14 protein-coding genes are annotated in these 16,753 nt (G+C 42.9%); 8 read left to right on the forward strand and 6 right to left on the reverse strand.

What is annotated here, in order from left to right:
• Window positions 1-64 precede the first annotated feature (64 nt).
• From SPUTW3181_RS00300 to SPUTW3181_RS21300, 3 genes are all read left to right on the forward strand, one after another.
• Window positions 65-1,150 carry a glycosyltransferase gene (locus tag SPUTW3181_RS00300; protein ID WP_011787475.1) on the forward strand — a complete coding sequence of 362 codons (1,086 nt, stop codon included), beginning with the start codon at window positions 65-67 and terminating at the stop codon, window positions 1,148-1,150.
• Between the two features lie 24 nt (window positions 1,151-1,174).
• On the forward strand, window positions 1,175-2,260 hold the full coding sequence (locus tag SPUTW3181_RS00305) for a CDP-glycerol glycerophosphotransferase family protein (RefSeq protein ID WP_283104050.1): 1,086 nt from the start codon (window positions 1,175-1,177) through the stop codon (window positions 2,258-2,260).
• 164 nt (window positions 2,261-2,424) lie between these two features.
• Window positions 2,425-3,384, forward strand: a complete 960-nt coding sequence (locus SPUTW3181_RS21300) for a glycosyltransferase family 2 protein (RefSeq protein ID WP_011787477.1) — start codon at window positions 2,425-2,427, stop codon at window positions 3,382-3,384.
• Between the two features lie 280 nt (window positions 3,385-3,664).
• Here the strand turns inward: SPUTW3181_RS21300 and SPUTW3181_RS00315 are convergent, their stop codons facing one another.
• Window positions 3,665-4,738: a glycosyltransferase gene (locus SPUTW3181_RS00315; protein WP_011787478.1), complete on the reverse strand. Its 1,074-nt coding sequence runs from the start codon at window positions 4,736-4,738 to the stop codon at window positions 3,665-3,667.
• A gap of 699 nt (window positions 4,739-5,437) precedes the next feature.
• Window positions 5,438-7,279 carry a DUF3413 domain-containing protein gene (locus tag SPUTW3181_RS00320; protein ID WP_011787479.1) on the reverse strand — a complete coding sequence of 614 codons (1,842 nt, stop codon included), beginning with the start codon at window positions 7,277-7,279 and terminating at the stop codon, window positions 5,438-5,440.
• A 380-nt stretch (window positions 7,280-7,659) separates the two neighbouring features.
• Here SPUTW3181_RS00320 and coaD point away from each other — a divergent pair, with 380 nt between their 5' ends.
• Together coaD and SPUTW3181_RS00330 are read left to right on the forward strand one after the other, a co-directional pair.
• On the forward strand, window positions 7,660-8,151 hold the full coding sequence (gene coaD, locus SPUTW3181_RS00325) for a pantetheine-phosphate adenylyltransferase (protein WP_011787480.1): 492 nt from the start codon (window positions 7,660-7,662) through the stop codon (window positions 8,149-8,151).
• Between the two features lie 90 nt (window positions 8,152-8,241).
• Window positions 8,242-9,717 carry a capsule assembly Wzi family protein gene (locus tag SPUTW3181_RS00330; RefSeq protein WP_011787481.1) on the forward strand — a complete coding sequence of 492 codons (1,476 nt, stop codon included), beginning with the start codon at window positions 8,242-8,244 and terminating at the stop codon, window positions 9,715-9,717.
• 65 nt (window positions 9,718-9,782) lie between these two features.
• Here SPUTW3181_RS00330 and SPUTW3181_RS00335 read toward each other — a convergent pair whose 3' ends face one another.
• Window positions 9,783-10,790, reverse strand: coding sequence for an NAD-dependent epimerase (locus tag SPUTW3181_RS00335; protein ID WP_011787482.1), 1,008 nt, complete (start codon window positions 10,788-10,790; stop codon window positions 9,783-9,785).
• A 23-nt stretch (window positions 10,791-10,813) separates the two neighbouring features.
• Entirely contained in the window at window positions 10,814-11,977 is a 1,164-nt protein-coding gene (locus SPUTW3181_RS00340) for a nucleotide sugar dehydrogenase (RefSeq protein WP_011787483.1), read from the reverse strand.
• A gap of 234 nt (window positions 11,978-12,211) precedes the next feature.
• Here SPUTW3181_RS00340 and SPUTW3181_RS00345 point away from each other — a divergent pair, with 234 nt between their 5' ends.
• The 3 genes from SPUTW3181_RS00345 to SPUTW3181_RS00355 are packed head-to-tail and all read left to right on the forward strand — an operon-like array spanning window position 12,212 to window position 15,344.
• Window positions 12,212-12,943 carry a glycosyltransferase family 2 protein gene (locus SPUTW3181_RS00345; RefSeq protein ID WP_011787484.1) on the forward strand — a complete coding sequence of 244 codons (732 nt, stop codon included), beginning with the start codon at window positions 12,212-12,214 and terminating at the stop codon, window positions 12,941-12,943.
• Between the two features lies 1 nt (window position 12,944).
• Complete coding sequence (locus tag SPUTW3181_RS00350) at window positions 12,945-13,610, forward strand: TVP38/TMEM64 family protein (protein ID WP_011787485.1); 666 nt, start codon at window positions 12,945-12,947, stop codon at window positions 13,608-13,610.
• A 9-nt stretch (window positions 13,611-13,619) separates the two neighbouring features.
• Entirely contained in the window at window positions 13,620-15,344 is a 1,725-nt protein-coding gene (locus SPUTW3181_RS00355; protein ID WP_011787486.1) for an ArnT family glycosyltransferase, read from the forward strand.
• Window positions 15,345-15,406: 62 nt separating this feature from the next.
• Here the strand turns inward: SPUTW3181_RS00355 and mutM are convergent, their stop codons facing one another.
• Together mutM and SPUTW3181_RS00365 are read right to left on the reverse strand one after the other, a co-directional pair.
• Complete coding sequence (mutM, locus tag SPUTW3181_RS00360) at window positions 15,407-16,222, reverse strand: bifunctional DNA-formamidopyrimidine glycosylase/DNA-(apurinic or apyrimidinic site) lyase (RefSeq protein ID WP_011787487.1); 816 nt, start codon at window positions 16,220-16,222, stop codon at window positions 15,407-15,409.
• A gap of 35 nt (window positions 16,223-16,257) precedes the next feature.
• A complete protein-coding gene (locus SPUTW3181_RS00365) occupies window positions 16,258-16,713 on the reverse strand; it encodes a hypothetical protein (protein WP_011787488.1) in 456 nt (151 codons plus the stop codon).
• Window positions 16,714-16,753 lie beyond the last annotated feature (40 nt).

Here is a 16,753-nt window from a genome sequence, read left to right on the forward strand (position 1 = left end):
CAGCACTCTAGATGTATCGCTGCATTAGCGGTTGGTATTTAGAATATCGTTTAGGAGATAAATCATGCGGATAGCCATTGCCATCGACAGTTTAGCGGGTGGCGGAGCCGAAAAAGTCATGATTACCTTAGCCAAGCAATTTATTCGGCTAGGGCATGAACCGCATTTTTTAGTCATGGAAGATAATCGGTATTATGAAACGCCGGAAGACTTACCCATTCATCAATGTTTTGCCCCTAAGGATAAAGATTTCGACCATTTTGGGCGGTTAAATGCTTCGGTACACAAACTCAGCGCAAAAATCGCTGAAATCGAATCTCAAGTGGGTAAGTTCGACTTGTTTTTATCTAACTTAGATAAAACCAATTTGATGATGACCAAAACAGATGTTTCACCACTTTATGTTATAGTCCATTCTTCAGTAGAAGAAGAGCTTAGTCGCCAATTCAAATTGGGGCCGTTTGCTTATTTTAAGAAGTTAAGAGCTAAAAAAGCGCTCAATGGTCAGCATTTGATTACAGTCTCAAATGGCATAGCAAAAGAGATCAAAGATAAAGGCCGCTTGCATCCAGCATCTATGCAGACTATCTATAATCCATTTGAATTTAATGAAATCACATCTCAATCACAGCAAGATAATCCACAAATTCCTAAGGGTGATTATCTTATTCATGTCGGCCGCTTTGCCAAGCAAAAACGCCATGATGTGTTGTTTGAAGCCCTTAAGCTAACGCGAAATCAACTTCCTGTAGTGCTCTTGTGTCATAACCACAAAAAAGCGATTAAAGCGGCGAAAAAGTTCGGTATTGAAAAACGTTTGATTATCCCCGGTTTTCAAAGCAATCCCTTTCCATGGATTAAGCAGGCTAAGGCATTAGTGCTCAGCTCAGATTTTGAAGGTCTACCGACAGTCTTGATTGAATCTTTAGCTTGTGGGACTCCTGTTGTGAGTACGGATTGCCCTCATGGGCCGAATGAAATTTTAACTGGAAATTTAGTGTCTTATCTCGTACCGCGTCGCGATCCAAAAGCGTTGTCCAAAATGATAGACGAGGTTGTTAGCCAGCCGCCATCCCTCGAGCAGGTTGAGATTTTGGCCAAAGTCGATGCGACCTTAATTGCCGAACAATATTTAGCGTTGGCAAAATAATTTATTCGTTTGTGTTTTAGGAGCATGCTTGTGGAAGAAGTTAAACAAGCCAAAAGACGTTACTTATTGTACATAGCGCAGAACTATTCCTATGCGATGTTAAGGCCGCTACAACAAGTTATTTGGGATAGAGGCGATGAGGTTAGCTGGTTTTTAGAAGGGGACGAGGTTGATCCTAAGTTTCTGAGAGACTATGAGCAACGATTACCCAATGTTGATGCTGTGAAAGCATGGAAACCCGACGCGGTATTTGTTCCTGGTAACGTGGTGCCTAGCTTTATTCCTGGCGTAAAAGTCGGTGTATTTCATGGCTTTAATGCGGGAAAAATGAATCACAAGGGCCGCGAGGATCACTTCGAAATTCGAGGTTGTTTTGACTTATATTGTACTCAAGGTCCCGCGACGACCCTGCCTTTTCTAAAGCTTGTGAAGACGTTTGGAACTTTTACTGTAGCCGAAACGGGTTGGCCAGCGCTTGATCCACTATTTCTTGAAAACAAAGAAAATCCGTATATTAAACATGATGATCCAAGACCTATTGTGCTTTTTTGTTCGACCTTCTCCAGAAGCTTGACCTGTGCTCCTGTGGTGTTTGAGCAAATTAAAGCGCTGTCGCAAAAGAGTCAATGGCGATGGTTAGTGCAATTTCATCCCAAGATGAATTCTAGTATTGTCGAGCAATACAAGGCATTGGAGAATGAGAATTTACAGTTTGTTGAAACCGATAATGTGATCCCATTGTTGCAAGCTGGGGATGTGATGTTGTGTGACACATCATCGATTCTATTGATGTTCTTGATGCAACATAAGCCAGTAGTCACCTTTAAAAACCAGTCACCGAAGGATTATTTAATCGATATTAGTCGAGTTGAGGATATTGAATCTGCATTAGTGCGCGCCCTGAGCCGGCCTGACGATTTAATGGTGCATATTCACGATTATTGCAGTCAGATCCACCCAACGGGTGATGGTCAATCTAGTCAGCGTGTTTTGGCTGCCACAGATGCACTCATTGATAAGGGCACCGATTGGCTTAAACCTAAGCCATTGAACTTATTGCGGCATTTTAAAATGCGACGCAAGCTAGGTTATTGGAAGTTTTGTAGCTAAATATTTTTATAATGTTTATGTTTTTTTAAGTTGAATATTCATAATAAACTGTAGGGTGTTATCGTTATTGTATAATATTTTGAGTGCGAAATTATTTTTATGATATTCGATGGTCTTGTCAGTAGTTGAAAACCAAATTTATTAGGATTTAAAGGGATGTGGTAATGACAAAAATGCAACCTATAATATCAATTATTATTCCTATCTATAAGGTTGAGAGGTTTTTAGAAAGGTGTTTGAATAGTGTGCTGGCCCAAACCTATAATGATTTTGAGGTTATTTGTATTAACGATGGTTCACCAGATAATTGTGACTTAATTTTAGCAGAATATGAAAAAAATGATAATAGAATTAAAGTCATTAACCAAGTCAACCAAGGTCCATCAGTTGCTCGTAATGCTGGTTTAAGCTCGGCTAGAGGGGATTATGTATATTTCATCGATCCTGATGATGCGATACAACCACAGACATTAGAAATAGCTTTCCTTTTGGCAAAAAAACATCAAGCTGATTTAGTCGTGTGGCAAAGGGTTTACTCTAATGGCTTAGGGAAACCAGATAAGATATTTGATCTCAAAAAAATAGATGCAGTAATAATCACAGATCCTTTATATCATAAAAGTAAACGTCATAATAAAATAGGTTCAGTTGTATGGAATAAACTTTATAAAAGAGAATTGCTAAAAGATATATTTTTCATCCCTGGAATACATTATGAAGATATTTCATTTAGTTTTTCTGTCATCGCTAAACGTCCTAAAATCGTAATTATTCCAACGCCGTTATATTTATATACGAAGTTTGAAGAGTCGATAACGCAACAAAAACCGACGTTGAAAATTATTAATGATTATCATATAGCAATAGATTCAATATATGAAACTTATAAAAAAAGTATGGGCAGCAAGGAATTAAAACATATAAAAAATAACCTAATGCGACCTCTTTTAAGTTATCAATTTAAAAAGTGTAAACAAGCAGATCAAGAACAGAGATCTGCAATGTTGCAAGCTTTTGCTGAAGAGTTAAGAGATCTAGATGCTAAGGGCTTGCTTACATGGCGTGGACATCGTATTTATCTGTATATAGCTTATAAAAAGTTAATGAGAACAGCTCGGCTATAATAAGATGAAATCAACCTAGTTAGCTTTAGATCTACACTAGGATGGATTTTCTAGTCGAGTGACTTTAATAATTTGATTTTTATGCTGAAATGTATAAATAATGTGCCCTACGATGCACTATAAAGTTCACGCAGCTACTATGCCTTGAATGCTCGATACTATTCATGCCCAAGTCCCTTACGATTGATAGTTCTAGACAAATGATCAATCAGATCGAGGCTTGGGGTTTTTGTGATCTTTTTATGTACAGTTCAGGTGAGTTACGAAGTCATAGTTTGGTTTAATCCCTACTTAACTCAATATATTGCTGGGCAATAAATTGGCTATCTACGGCTTTAAGAATCTCAAGATCTTCAAGTGATGGGGGCGATGTTAGGCATTCAAAAGCCCTTTGCGCCAGTAGCGCTGGTTGGCGAACGGGTACTAAATATTTGGCTAAGTGTCCTGTAAGGATTTCATTCGGTCCGTGGGGACAGTCAGTACTAACAACTGGCGTGCCACAGACCAAAGCTTCAATAATTACAGTGGGCAAGCCTTCAAAGTCGGAACTCAATAGCATCAATTCTGCTCTGGCAATCCAAGCATAGGGATTATGCTGAAAACCTGGGGTGATAATCCGGTGTTCAACACCATATTTTTTGGCTAATTTACGAGCCTTGTTTGGTCTATTGCACAGTAGTACTAACTTAGGCGCTGTCGGCATGTCCCTAAGTGCTTTAAAGAGGATGTCATGGCGCTTTTGACGAGTGACTCGACCTACATGGATCATATAAGGTTCGGTCGGAATGTCTGCGATCACTTCTTTAGCTTTCTTTTGTATTTCCTCTAAGCGAAAAGGATTGTAAATAGTTTGCACGCTCTTTGGCTTTAACCAAGAGGTGGTTCGGAGCTCGTCTGCGATACCATTTGATACAGTAATGATTTTTTTGCCAATTAGAGCCTTGGCTTTTTTCCATCTGCGCCAGAAATGTACTGGGCCGCGCTTTAGCTCCATCAGTAGTTCTTGTTTTAAAGCGCAGTGACAGAAATAGTAACAAGGTTCGAAATCACAACCGGAAACAACGATATCACAGTCAGTTGAATTACTTAAAAAGAGTGAGAATTTACCTGTTTTCTCGACCTCAGTTACTTTCGCTTTCAGCTGTTGTCTCTGCTCATGTAACGAAGGTTTCTGGCCCGCTTCAAACAGATAATGAATCGTTACATTTTGCGGTGGCATAAAATCACCTTCTTTGTGAAACACAAACAAATATACATCTTGCCCAGCTTGCTGTAACACTTCAGCTTGGGATAAGGCTACTTTGACAGTACCGTTGGAGAAAAAGTTATGACAAAAAATCGCGATTTTCTTCATATAAGTGCTCTAATGCGTGGATCTGGATCTCGCTACTTTCAATCAAGCTTGGCTAAACAATGAACTTGAGTGAAACCGCGGCTGTCTTTGATCTGTGTTAATTCAATATACTGAGTGGCGACATTATATCAGTTAAGGCCTTTACGTGGGGTTAATCGCCGGAATTGTTAGCTCTGTTTAAGTTTTGGAGGGTATTTGAAGGGGGGGTAGCTCTGATTATTCACTCATTAGGTTAAAACGAGTAGACTGGCGAGCAATAAATTTATGGTATTTATGTAAGTTGAGTTAGCAAAGTAGATACAAGAGTATCTTGCCCTAAACAACTGTTCAAAATAGCGCAACATCTGCTGTAAACCGCATAAAGAAGGGGCGCATTAGGCTTATGAGCCTCAATTTTGGATTCATAGTCAGGAGTTGAGTGTTCCCCAAATTTAGTCACAACCCACAACGTGAAGCTTATTTAGGGCTGTGATTTAGGCGCTTTGATGCCTTATGGTTGTGCCGATTTAACCGAGTGTGAGGCTACGTTATTTTAAAAATTGGATCATGGGTAACGGGGCGTATCCTTCAAAACAACCTAGGTAAGTCAGCCTAGAACAGCGGTTAATTGGGAATATTGTAACCGCTGATCCTAGCAATCTGAACGTAATTGAGTGTTTATCTTATCTACTGCATATACTAAAAACCTTAACTTTTTTATTACTTGTTGAAACGACTTAATTGTTCCAATGCTTGTTGTAAATAGTCAAAGTTAGGTTGTTGGTTTTTAAGTGGTCGATTAGTTTTGTCCAATAGCTCATATTGACCACTGGCTCCCACTTCTAAAATTGACTCGTCAGTTATTATAGCGAAACCATTATAATCCGTGGATATGATCCAGGGACGTTCCATTATTTGATTGAGAAGATTTTTACCTACAGAGTAATGGTTTATTGGGCTTTTTACACCCAAATAGTTTTCCATTAATGTCGGTACTACATCTTGGTGACTTGTGAGTTTATTATTACTCTTTGATATCATTTCAACATTAACTTTAGGCCCCACTATTGCAAATGGTACTTTAACTTGAGCGTCAGTATAATTACTATTATGACCCCAGAAATTTAGTTTATTGTCATTGATTTCTTGAGCATGATCACCCGTTATAATCACTAGAGTATTATCGAGTTCACCAGATGACTTAAGTGTTTCTAATACCTGTTTGGCTAAGCTATCAACATAATGAACACTGGTTTTGTAGCGATTAAAGAATGGGACTGGATCTGAGTTATTATTCAATTGTAAGTAGTTAATTTCACTTAGCATGGGTTCATAGCGATGAGGGTAATCACTGGGGAAATCGTAACCGTGTGGCGAGTCAAAAAATAAAAATGAAAATACAGGCCGTTGTTTATCACGTTGTGCATACCATGCTGTCCAATCGTTAACCAGATTCGCATCCAGTGCCGATGGGCTTGTGCCTGATGAGCCAATACGTAAATTATCAATATTCACAAACACGGTTTGATCAAATTCAGGTTTGTGCAATTGCGCGGCAGTAAAGATGCCCATCTGGTAGTTGAGTTGTTGTAATCGGTCTACGATTAAGGGACTTTGCTGATTGGCTAACATGGCGTGCCAGTAAGTACCAGGTATACCGTAAAAAAGACCAAAAATACCCGCCCTTGTTGAGTTGCCAGAAGCGATATGCTGGTTAAAGATGACACCGGATTGTGCGAGCGCCCATAGGTTAGGTGTATTTTCTGCGTTAAAAGTATCCGCCCGCCAAGAGTCAATCACGAGCAATAAAATATTGGTCGGCTTTGATACTTCTGTAAAACTCAGTGGTTCAATGGGATAGCGTAAGTCACTTTGACTTTTTAAGGTAAGCGCCTTTTGTTGAGCAATAGCCGATTCGTTGATATAGCCATATTTACGCATTAGGCTGTTTGCTGTTGCAGGATAGAACAAAGGCAAGTAACGCTTTAGCTGGGTGACGGGCTGGTATGCATTTGCTGCCGCCCAGATATGTACACTATGGGTTGACAGTAATGCTATGATAGTTAACGATAAAAAATATCGATTTAATGATTTTTTTCGTAAAGGAGTGCTTTCTAACCAACGGATAAGCAGCCATTCCCCCATCCATAAGACTCCAACTCCAACGCAGACCATTACCCAAGTTGACCACGGGAAACTGACAATTTGGCCCGCGAGAATAAGATCGAGTACAACAGAATTGATATGAAAACGATATTGGGCAAAGACAAAGGTATCAATGACTAAGACGCTAATTGCTAATGCCGCCAATCCGGATTGGAGACATTGCCTTAATGTGGTGGGTAAATAAACTAATGGCAGTGTCACTAACCCTAAAATCCCTGCTAGTAGAGCCATTTGCGAGAATGTACTCACAAGCAAGAAGAAAATCCCGAGACTATCGCTAGGTAGTTCAGGTAAAAAAGCAAAATAGCGGCTAGCAATGACCATCGCTATGAGTGCATTAACGAGTATTAATGCCCCATGAGAATGAAGTTTTAATTTAAGGGAGTGGTCTATCACTTGAACACCTTTAATTGCAGATTCTTAATATGACTCTTGCTGTGAATAGCAAAGTAACATCGTAACTTTTTGTATTTCATTTGAATTCTGTATATTTTAAACTTTTTTTATTCGGTTAGCTACGCGCCTTAGTTTGGATTGTGCCGAAAGTCATTTTTAACGATTTACGCTTGGGTGACGATTATCAGATATCTGTATTAAATTTGTATATAATACGCTTAAAAATTAAAGTCATCGTTATGTTTTCGCGGCTATTTTTATCAATAGAATTAATTAGTTAAAAAATAATTGTATTCAACGGGTACACGTTGAGTCTGCGACGGATTGAAAGGGTGTTTTGGTGTCTTTAATGAATTATGACAGTGAGGATGTACTTTTCTATGCATACAAGAGCGATTTATCCAGGAACTTTCGATCCTATCACTAATGGTCATGTGGACTTGATAGAGCGTGCGGCTAAACTATTTAAACATGTGACTATTGGCATTGCGGCTAACCCTTCCAAGCAGCCTAGATTTACCCTTGAAGAGCGAGTTGAATTGGTCAATCGGGTAACTGCTCATTTGGATAATGTCGAGGTGGTGGGGTTTTCTGGGTTGCTAGTGGATTTTGCCAAGGAGCAAAAGGCCAGTGTACTTGTGCGTGGGTTACGCGCGGTATCCGACTTTGAATATGAATTCCAATTAGCAAATATGAATCGCAGATTGAGCCCTGATCTGGAAAGCGTGTTTTTAACGCCTGCCGAGGAAAACTCATTTATCTCTTCAACCTTAGTAAAGGAAGTCGCTTTGCATGGTGGCGATGTGAGCCAGTTTGTTCACCCTGAAGTAACGGCTGCATTGGCGGCAAAGCTTAAGTTGGTTAAACCTTAGATTTTACCTGCGAACTAGATAGTTTTTACGTAGGAGTTTTGTGTTAACTTTGAGGCATTTTTGCCTTGTGATGATACTTAAAAGGATGTTATGAAGGCTTTTTTTTCCCCCACGATCCTTGCTACTAGCATTGCCTCTGGCATATTTTTTTCTTCAATGCTTGCTGCTGCACCTTGGGTCGATGCCTCTGATATATATCTTAGAGCTGACATTCAAGCACTTGCTGATGCGGGTGTGATCACTGTGCCAGTGAATACTTATCCATTGATGTGGTCAGGCATTGGTGGTGATTTAGCGAAAATTGAGCCAGAGCTGCTTTCTCCCTCTTTAGTACAAGCCTTTGCACGGGTTAATTTTTATTATCAAAATGCTGTCGATAATCGTGGTAATGCACGGATAAAAGTATCGGCAGCATCTGATCCTGCTCGCTTTCAACATTATGGTTCTGACTATCGCGAGAAAGGTGAAGTGCTGGGCTCCTACGAGTATTTAGGATCGCGTGTTGCTTATAAGGCGACTGTGGCAGAAACCTATGATCCGCAAGATAATAAAAACTTCCGCCTTGATGAGTCTTATTTTGCCATCATTTTTGGCAATTGGATCGCAACCTTAGGCGCGGTTGAGCAGTGGTGGGGACCGGGGTTTGACTCGGCTCTACATCGTTCTAATAATGCCCGCCCTATGTCATCGTTAACCTTGAGCCGTAACAATGCCGCGGCTTTTGAAACACCTTGGTTATCTTGGATTGGCCCTTGGACCTTTAAAACCGGATTTAGCTTAACGGAAGTTGATCGTGCTGTGCCTAAAACGGCTGAGTGGGATATGCGCTTAAGTGCAAGACCGATTAAGCAGCTAGAAGTGGGTCTGTCGTGGTCGACATTGTTTTGCGGAGAGGGCCAAGATTGTAACTTCAATTCTTGGTGGGATTCGGTTGCCAGTAATTCAGTTTGCCTCGATGGTACAAGTAATTGCACGCCAGATGAGCGCCGCGATGCAGGCCATAGAACCCAAAGTATCGATATGCGCTATACCAGCTCTTTGCAGGATATTCCTGTGGGATTATATCTCGAACATAGTTGTGAGAATGGTAGTGACTGCGGCTCACTTTGGGGGATTGATACCCATTTTGGCACATCGGGTAAGCAGTTTAAGCTGTTTATGGAATATTCAGATACCTATGTAAAATGCGATGGCGATAGTGCCAATTGTTTCTATGAAGATCCTGTCTATCTAAGTGGTTCTCGTTATTATGGCCGTGCTTTAGGCTCAACCTATGATAGCGATGCTCAAACGTTTGTGGTGGGATTAGTCGGCCAGTTTAGTAACAGCCGAGGTTTTACCTCTTTATTGCGTTATGCGAAGTTGAATAAAGATGGCACTAATGTGGCGAGCACTTGGGCGCCACAACCACCGAAGGAAGATTTGTTGATGCTTGAGCTTTCTTACCGTATGCCTGTATGGAAAGGCATGTGGAGCTTAGGTGGAACGGTATCGAGATCGGAATTTGATGTTCAAGAAAATGATACTAATGCCACGCTCTTCAGTAGTTTTGAGTATCGCTTCTAACATTCATGACTAAAGCAAAGGCCTGCATTCTTGCAGGCCTTTTTGTTTGGCTTTTGGGCGCTAACTTATTTGTTATAGAACTGGCGATACCAGTCCACAAATTGTGCGACCCCAGTATTAATATCCATCAATGGCTTATAGCCAACGGCATCAAATAGGTCACTTGTGTCGGCCCATGTCGAATGCACATCGCCCGGCTGCATCGGTAGCAGGTTCTTGTTCGCTTTAATGCCTAAGGCATCTTCTAGCGCTGTAATAAAGTCGAGTAACTGCACTGGGCTACCATTGCCAATATTAAAGACGCGATATGGTGCGCTGCTGGTGGCCGGCGTGCCAGCTTCTACTGTCCAGTCCGTATTTGGGCGAGGTGGTTTGGCTTGTACCCGAATGATTCCCTCAACAATATCATCAATATAGGTAAAGTCTCGACTGAGGTCGCCATGGTTATACACATCGATCACTTCACCTGCTAGTATGGCTTTGGTGAATTTAAATAAAGCCATATCGGGACGGCCCCAAGGGCCGTAGACGGTAAAAAAGCGCAGACCTGTCGTCGGTAATTGATATAAATGTGAGTAAGTGTGCGACATCAACTCATTGGCTTTCTTCGTGGCGGCATAGAGTGAAATGGGATGATCTATGCTGTCTTCAGTGGAGAAGGGCATTTTCTGATTTAACCCATATACAGACGAAGATGAGGCATACACGAGATGCTCAATTTTATGGTGGCGACATCCTTCTAAAATAGTGAGATGGCCAATTAAATTACTGTCGGCATAGGCTAACGGATTGTCGAGCGAGTAACGTACTCCAGCTTGAGCCGCAAGGTGGATAACACGTTGAAATGCATGCCGCGCAAAAAGCGCAGCAATACCTTCTCTGTCTGCGAGATCGAGTTTAATAAAATGGAAATTATCTAAAGTTTGTAAAAGGTCTAAACGTGCCAATTTGAGATTGACGTCGTAATAGTCATTGAGGTTATCAATGCCGATAACTTCATGGCCAAGCAAGCAAAGGCGTTCACTGACTTTGGCGCCGATAAAACCCGCAGCGCCTGTGACTAAGTATTTCATTTATGACCTTTATTTAAAGTGTATTAATCATGGTGAAATAGATCTCGGGTATAGACTTTATCCGCAACATCATTGAGTTCATCAACCATACGGTTGGAGACGATCACATCACATAGTGACTTAAATTCAGTTAAGTCTCTCATCACGCGAGATTTGAAAAAATAATCTTCTTTAAGTACAGGCTCAAACACGACGACTTCAATGCCTTTCGCTTTAATGCGCTTCATCACGCCTTGCACTGCTGAGGCGCGGAAATTGTCTGAATCGGCTTTCATGATCAAACGATAAATTCCTACACATTTTGGCTGCTTACGGATAATAGCGTCGGCGATAAAGTCTTTACGTGTGGTGTTTGAGTCGACAATGGCACTGATTAAATTGTTTGGGACATCATTGTAGTTAGCCAGTAATTGCTTAGTGTCTTTCGGAAGACAGTACCCGCCATAGCCAAAAGAAGGATTGTTGTAATAATCACCAATACGCGGATCGAGGCTAACCCCCTCAATAATCTGGCGAGTATTTAATCCTCGACTCTCTGCATAGGTATCGAGCTCGTTAAAGTAGGCGACCCGCATGGCGAGAAATGTATTAGCAAATAACTTAATCGCTTCAGCTTCGGTGCTATCGGTCAGCAAAATAGGAATATCTTGCTTGATTGCCGCCTTGGCTAAAAGGTCTGCAAAGACTTGGGCACGCGCCGAGCGTTCACCGACGACGATCCGTGAGGGATGAAGGTTGTCATACAAGGCTTTACCTTCGCGTAAAAACTCTGGAGAAAAGAGTATGTTGTCGCTCTTAAACTTGTGCCTTAATGCTGCGGTATAGCCGACGGGGACAGTCGATTTGATGATAATCGTCGTATCAGGATTAACAGCGAGTACATCACGAATGACGCTTTCAACCGAATGGGTATTAAAATAATTAGTCTGAGGATCGTAGTCTGTTGGAGTCGCAATAATCACAAAGTCAGCCGATTGAAAGGCCACATTTTCCATTGTTGCAGTTAAATTCAACGGTTTGTTTTGCAGATAGTCTTCGATTAATTCATCGACCACAGTGGATTTACGCTCGTTAACTTGCTTGACACGTTCAGGAACTAAATCAATTGCAGTGACTTGGTTTTGCTGCGCCAATAAGACGGCATTTGATAGGCCCACATAGCCCATCCCCACAACAACAATATTCATAGATTATTTTAAGGTTATGCGTTTTGCTTAATAAACTAACACTTATTTTATCGATAAATATGTCCATACTATGAAATCCACAGTTCCAAATTAAGTGCTGTTTCTTTATTGTTTGGCCAGTTTATAATTCTGAATTAGTGTTTTTTTTGCCAATCATCCCTATTTTTCCAGATTTTAATTTTGCAATAATTATGTGCTACCGTATTTTTTGTCATAAAGTTGTGGAGCGTTGAATTGATCTCTATTGTGATCCCCGCTAAAGATGAGGTGGGCAATATTGGCCCCCTGATGGAAGAGATATGCCAAGCCCTCCAAGGTTTGACTGAGTTTGAAATCCTTGTCGTAGATGATGGCAGCCAAGACGATACCTTTGGTGAAGTGATGCGTACCGCAGCTGAACAGCAATGTGATGCGAAAGCGATTCGCCATGAGCGTAGCACAGGGCAGAGTACCGCCATTTCGACTGGCGTTTTACATGCGCGCGGCAAATATATTGTGACCTTAGATGCCGATGGTCAAAATGATCCCGCCGATATTCCGGCCATGTTTGCCCAGTTGCCTCAGATCCAAGCCGAGCACTTCTGTATTGCGGGCTACCGTAAAAATCGTAAAGATACGGCCTGGAAGCGATTCCAGTCTCGCTTTGCGAATAAAGTTCGCGATGCGCTTCTGCACGATGGCGTGCCTGATACGGGCTGCGGCCTTAAGTTAATTCCCCGTGAAACCTTCCTTCGCTTGCCCTATTTCGACCATATGCACAGGTATATTCCTGCTTTAGTGCGGCGTATGGACGGTGAGATTTTTATTTCGGTGGTGAATCATAGGGATCGTCAAGTGGGTATCTCTAAGTACACGGCTTGGAATCGTGTCTGGGTTGGTATCGTCGATATTATGGGCGTGATCTGGCTTGGGCGCAGAGCCAAAGTCGCCAAGATTGCACGCAGTGAATCGAGCTGGCGCGACTAAGATGAAGCGACTCTATAAGGCGATATTTATCGTATGTATTTTGCTGGTATTGATGCTTGCCGCCCAACAGGGATTATTCGAGCACGTTACTGATAGCAACTGGGTCGCGCATTTTATTGCTGATAAAGGCAGGTTTGCATTTTTAGTGTTGTTAGCTATTGGAGCCTTGTTTACCGCTGTGGGTGGTCCAAGACAAGTCATCGCGTTTGTTTTTGGTTTTGCTTTGGGTGGCATCTATGGTGGGCTGTTTTCGACTCTAGCTGCCTTACTGGGCTGTGTATCGGCCTTTTATGTGGCGAGATTAACTATCCGCAGCAGTTTACAGCGCCGCTTTGGCCGTAGGTTGCAAAAGTTTGAAGCTCTTATCAGCGACAAAACCTGGTTGAAAGTGCTGATGATACGCTTACTGCCCGTCGGCAGTAATTTACTCACCAATCTATTTGCTGGTGCAACTCATGTTCCTGCGCGTGGCTTTATGCTGGGCAGCGTATTAGGCTATTTGCCGCAGATGTTGATTTTTAGCTTTGCGGGCGCGGGTATAGGTTTATCGGATCATCATCAGCTAGGGATCAGTATCGGATTATTTATCCTATCAAGCGTGATTGGCGCGTATTTGTACCGTTCTAGCCTGCGTAAACAGGTTGATGAATTGGAAACCGAAGCATAAGGATTCAGGATGGAAGCTCTTAGTCGCCGTTTCAATCGTCAGGATTACTACCAAGTACTCTGGCCTTTGCTCTTGATAAGCTTGCTGGTTTTGCTGGTAGGAGTGGGTTTTAGATCCCCTTGGCCTGCAGATGAGCCGCGGTTTGTGGAAGTCGCACGGGAAATGGTGTCTTCGGGGCAATGGTTATTTCCTACCCGTGGCGGCGAGTACTACCCTGATAAACCGCCGGTATTCATGTGGGCTATCGCGCTATTTTACCAGCTGACGGGTTCCCTTAAGCTCGCTTTCCTCCTCCCTAACGCCTTGTGCGGCCTGCTGACTGTGTTCCTGGTTTACGATCTTGGCGCCAGATTGTGGAATGTACGTGTTGGCCGCAATGCCGCCCTGTTACTGTTAATTGTGCCGCAGTTTTTAATGCAGGCTAAAAATGCCCAGATCGATGCCATGGTGATGTGTTGGATCACTGTGGGATGCTACGGCTTGATCCGCCACTTTATGCTCGGTCCCCATTGGCGTTGGTATTTTGTTGGCTGGGCATTTATGGGGCTAGGGGTGATTACTAAGGGCGTCGGCTTTTTGCCTTTATTAATGCTGATCCCTATTGGTATTTATGCAGTTAAAGACAAAAGCCGTTTTCAAGGTCGTTTAACTTGGTTATGTCTTGCTGGGCCTTTGGCTATGCTTGCCGTGATTGCCTGCTGGTTGGTGCCCATGGTGCTGACAGTGCAAACCCATGGCACGCCCGAACTTGTTGCTTATCAAAACAACATCTTGTTTAAGCAAACCGGTGAGCGTTATGTCAACGCTTGGCATCATATTAAGCCTTGGTATTTCTTTGTCTTAAGTGTCATTCCTTGGATGTGGTTCCCTATTTCGCTGCTGGTGGTTGCTTACTGGAAACAATGGGTGCAGAAGGTGAAGGCCGATCCTACTATTGCAATGTTGTTGATATGGGTGGCACTGGTTGTGTTGTTTTTCAGCATCAGTCCGGGTAAGCGTAATGTGTATATTCTGCCGGCTTTGCCTATGTTGGCGCTGGCGGCCTCAGCGGTGTTAACGGGTGTTGCGCCTAAAGTGTGGTTTGAAAAACTCGTCAGCGGATTACTGTGGTTTTTAGGTGGAGTGGTCTTGCTGGCGGGTGTGCTTGCGCTTATTCACCATCCCGCATTAGTCAAAGCCCTTGCCGACTATACCGATGATTTAACGGGTATTGGCTACCTATTTATCCTGCTTGGTCTGCTCTGGTTCCTGCTGCTTTGGCTCGCCCGTAAACAGTTTGCTCTCGTTAAGATGGGGATTGTCTCTGCCTTAGGCTGGGTGCTGATCAGTACTTGGGGGTATTCTATGCTCGATGAAATGCGCACTCCTAGAAGCTTGATGCTGCATACGGCGGAGGTGATTGGCGAAGACGCTGAGCTAGGCCTAGTGAACTTTAAAGAGCAGTTTATTTTGTTCTCTCCCATGAGTGTGACGCACTTTAGTTATCTTGCTTCGGTTGAGGAACAAGAGCGTAATGCATGGCAATGGATGCAGGAAAATAAACAACGTTATTTATTAGTGCCGAGCGGGGCTGAGCTGAGTTGTTTCGATATTAAAGGCGGCAAGAGCATGGGAATGGCCCATCGTGATGAGTGGATTTTGTTATCTGCCACTGAGCTAAAGCCGCAGTGCGAAAAGCCTAAACGCGAATATCGTTACTTTACCGATCATCCTGGGCGCTGGTTAAAAGAGTAACCAATATAATGAATAAAATGCCTGCAATTGCAGGCATTTTTACGGCTATTAGCGAGTGATAGTTAGCGTGTCTGGCAAATGCCACAGAATACTGTGGTGCGCTGGCCTAAACGGATCTCACTCAGTAGGTTACCGCAGCTGGTGCAGGTTTCACCGCCGCGACCGTAGACATGCAGTTTTTGGGCGAAGTAGCCCGGCTTGCCATCGGCATTGGTAAAGTCTTTGAGCGTAGTGCCGCCTTGCTTAATGGCGTGGGCTAAGATTTGCTTCACTTCGGCAACTAAAACGGTCAAACGCTCTATATCTATTTTACCTGCTTCGGCCTCTGGATGAATGCCCGCCGCAAACAGGGCTTCATTGGCGTAAATGTTGCCCACTCCCACTACGATATGATTATCCATCAGACAGAGTTTGATCGCTTTTTTCTTGCCCGTTAAAGCTGCTGCTAATTGTTTGACATTAAAAGCATTAGTCAGTGGCTCTGGCCCCAGTTTGGCAAGTAATGGATGCGCTTCTTCTGGGAGTTCACACCATAGCCAAGCACCGAATCGTCTTGGATCGTTAAAACGTAAAATGCGGCCGTTGGCGAGCACTAAGTCGATATGGTCATGCTTTTCCACTGGGGTATCGTGGGGCAAAATCCGTAAACTCCCCGACATGCCTAAATGCACTATGCTAGTGCCCGCATCAGTGTCGATTAACAGATACTTAGCACGGCGTCGCACTTGGCGTATAACTTGACCGATAATCTGTTTGGCGATGTCAGGCACAGGCCAGCGCAAAGAGCCATTGCGGATCACAAGATCTATTACGGTTTGCTCGACAAGGTAGGGGGCAATACCCTGACGGGTGACTTCAACTTCTGGTAATTCCGGCATGGATTCTTTCTTATCTTAAGTAAAATTGGGTGACATTAAGTTGCGGGTTTCGCATCGAGGATCGGTTGCAGTTTAGCTCTTAAACTCGGTGGTACTAAATACCAATTACCTGCGGGAGACTTTAAGGCGCCTTCATTGGGAAAATAGATCCACAGTTGAGCATCGCGGATATCTGCAATCTGGATGACTAATTCTTGTGGATTATCTGTGGTTTCTGGCGCGGCGGTTAAGGGGGATACCCGTATGGTTTGCCACGCCTTTGCCCATTCATCACAGTTGAGGACTTTAGTGTCGCACTCCCATTGTGATGCTTGCTTGTGCAGCCATAACCCGTCGAGTTGCAGCTGTGAAAGCGGTGCATTATCGTCAAACAGTCGCTGAGCATCACTCGGAACATTATTGGTATTGTTATCCATAAAAGTCAGCACGGCGACCATAAAGGCGCAGGCGACTATGATGATGTTATTCCATTGCTTACGAGTTAATGCCATAGAAATGTGTAACGCTAAGTATGGGGTGATGCTTCGAGTT

The sequence above is a fragment of the Shewanella sp. W3-18-1 genome (assembly GCF_000015185.1).
Lineage (GTDB): Bacteria > Pseudomonadota > Gammaproteobacteria > Enterobacterales > Shewanellaceae > Shewanella > Shewanella putrefaciens.

Excerpts from the sequence above, each read along its gene's own strand:
- SPUTW3181_RS00315 (WP_011787478.1), bottom strand. The coding sequence starts at position 4,738 with ATGAAGAAAATCGCGATTTTTTGTCATAACTTTTTCTCCAACGGTACT.
- SPUTW3181_RS00340 (WP_011787483.1), bottom strand. The coding sequence starts at position 11,977 with ATGAATATTGTTGTTGTGGGGATGGGCTATGTGGGCCTATCAAATGCC.
- SPUTW3181_RS00305 (WP_283104050.1), top strand. The coding sequence starts at position 1,175 with ATGCTTGTGGAAGAAGTTAAACAAGCCAAAAGACGTTACTTATTGTAC.
- SPUTW3181_RS00335 (WP_011787482.1), bottom strand. The coding sequence starts at position 10,790 with ATGAAATACTTAGTCACAGGCGCTGCGGGTTTTATCGGCGCCAAAGTC.
- SPUTW3181_RS00355 (WP_011787486.1), top strand. The coding sequence starts at position 13,620 with ATGGAAGCTCTTAGTCGCCGTTTCAATCGTCAGGATTACTACCAAGTA.
- coaD (WP_011787480.1), top strand. The coding sequence starts at position 7,660 with ATGCATACAAGAGCGATTTATCCAGGAACTTTCGATCCTATCACTAAT.
- SPUTW3181_RS00365 (WP_011787488.1), bottom strand. The coding sequence starts at position 16,713 with ATGGCATTAACTCGTAAGCAATGGAATAACATCATCATAGTCGCCTGC.
- SPUTW3181_RS00330 (WP_011787481.1), top strand. The coding sequence starts at position 8,242 with ATGAAGGCTTTTTTTTCCCCCACGATCCTTGCTACTAGCATTGCCTCT.
- SPUTW3181_RS21300 (WP_011787477.1), top strand. The coding sequence starts at position 2,425 with ATGACAAAAATGCAACCTATAATATCAATTATTATTCCTATCTATAAG.
- SPUTW3181_RS00300 (WP_011787475.1), top strand. The coding sequence starts at position 65 with ATGCGGATAGCCATTGCCATCGACAGTTTAGCGGGTGGCGGAGCCGAA.
- SPUTW3181_RS00350 (WP_011787485.1), top strand. The coding sequence starts at position 12,945 with ATGAAGCGACTCTATAAGGCGATATTTATCGTATGTATTTTGCTGGTA.
- mutM (WP_011787487.1), bottom strand. The coding sequence starts at position 16,222 with ATGCCGGAATTACCAGAAGTTGAAGTCACCCGTCAGGGTATTGCCCCC.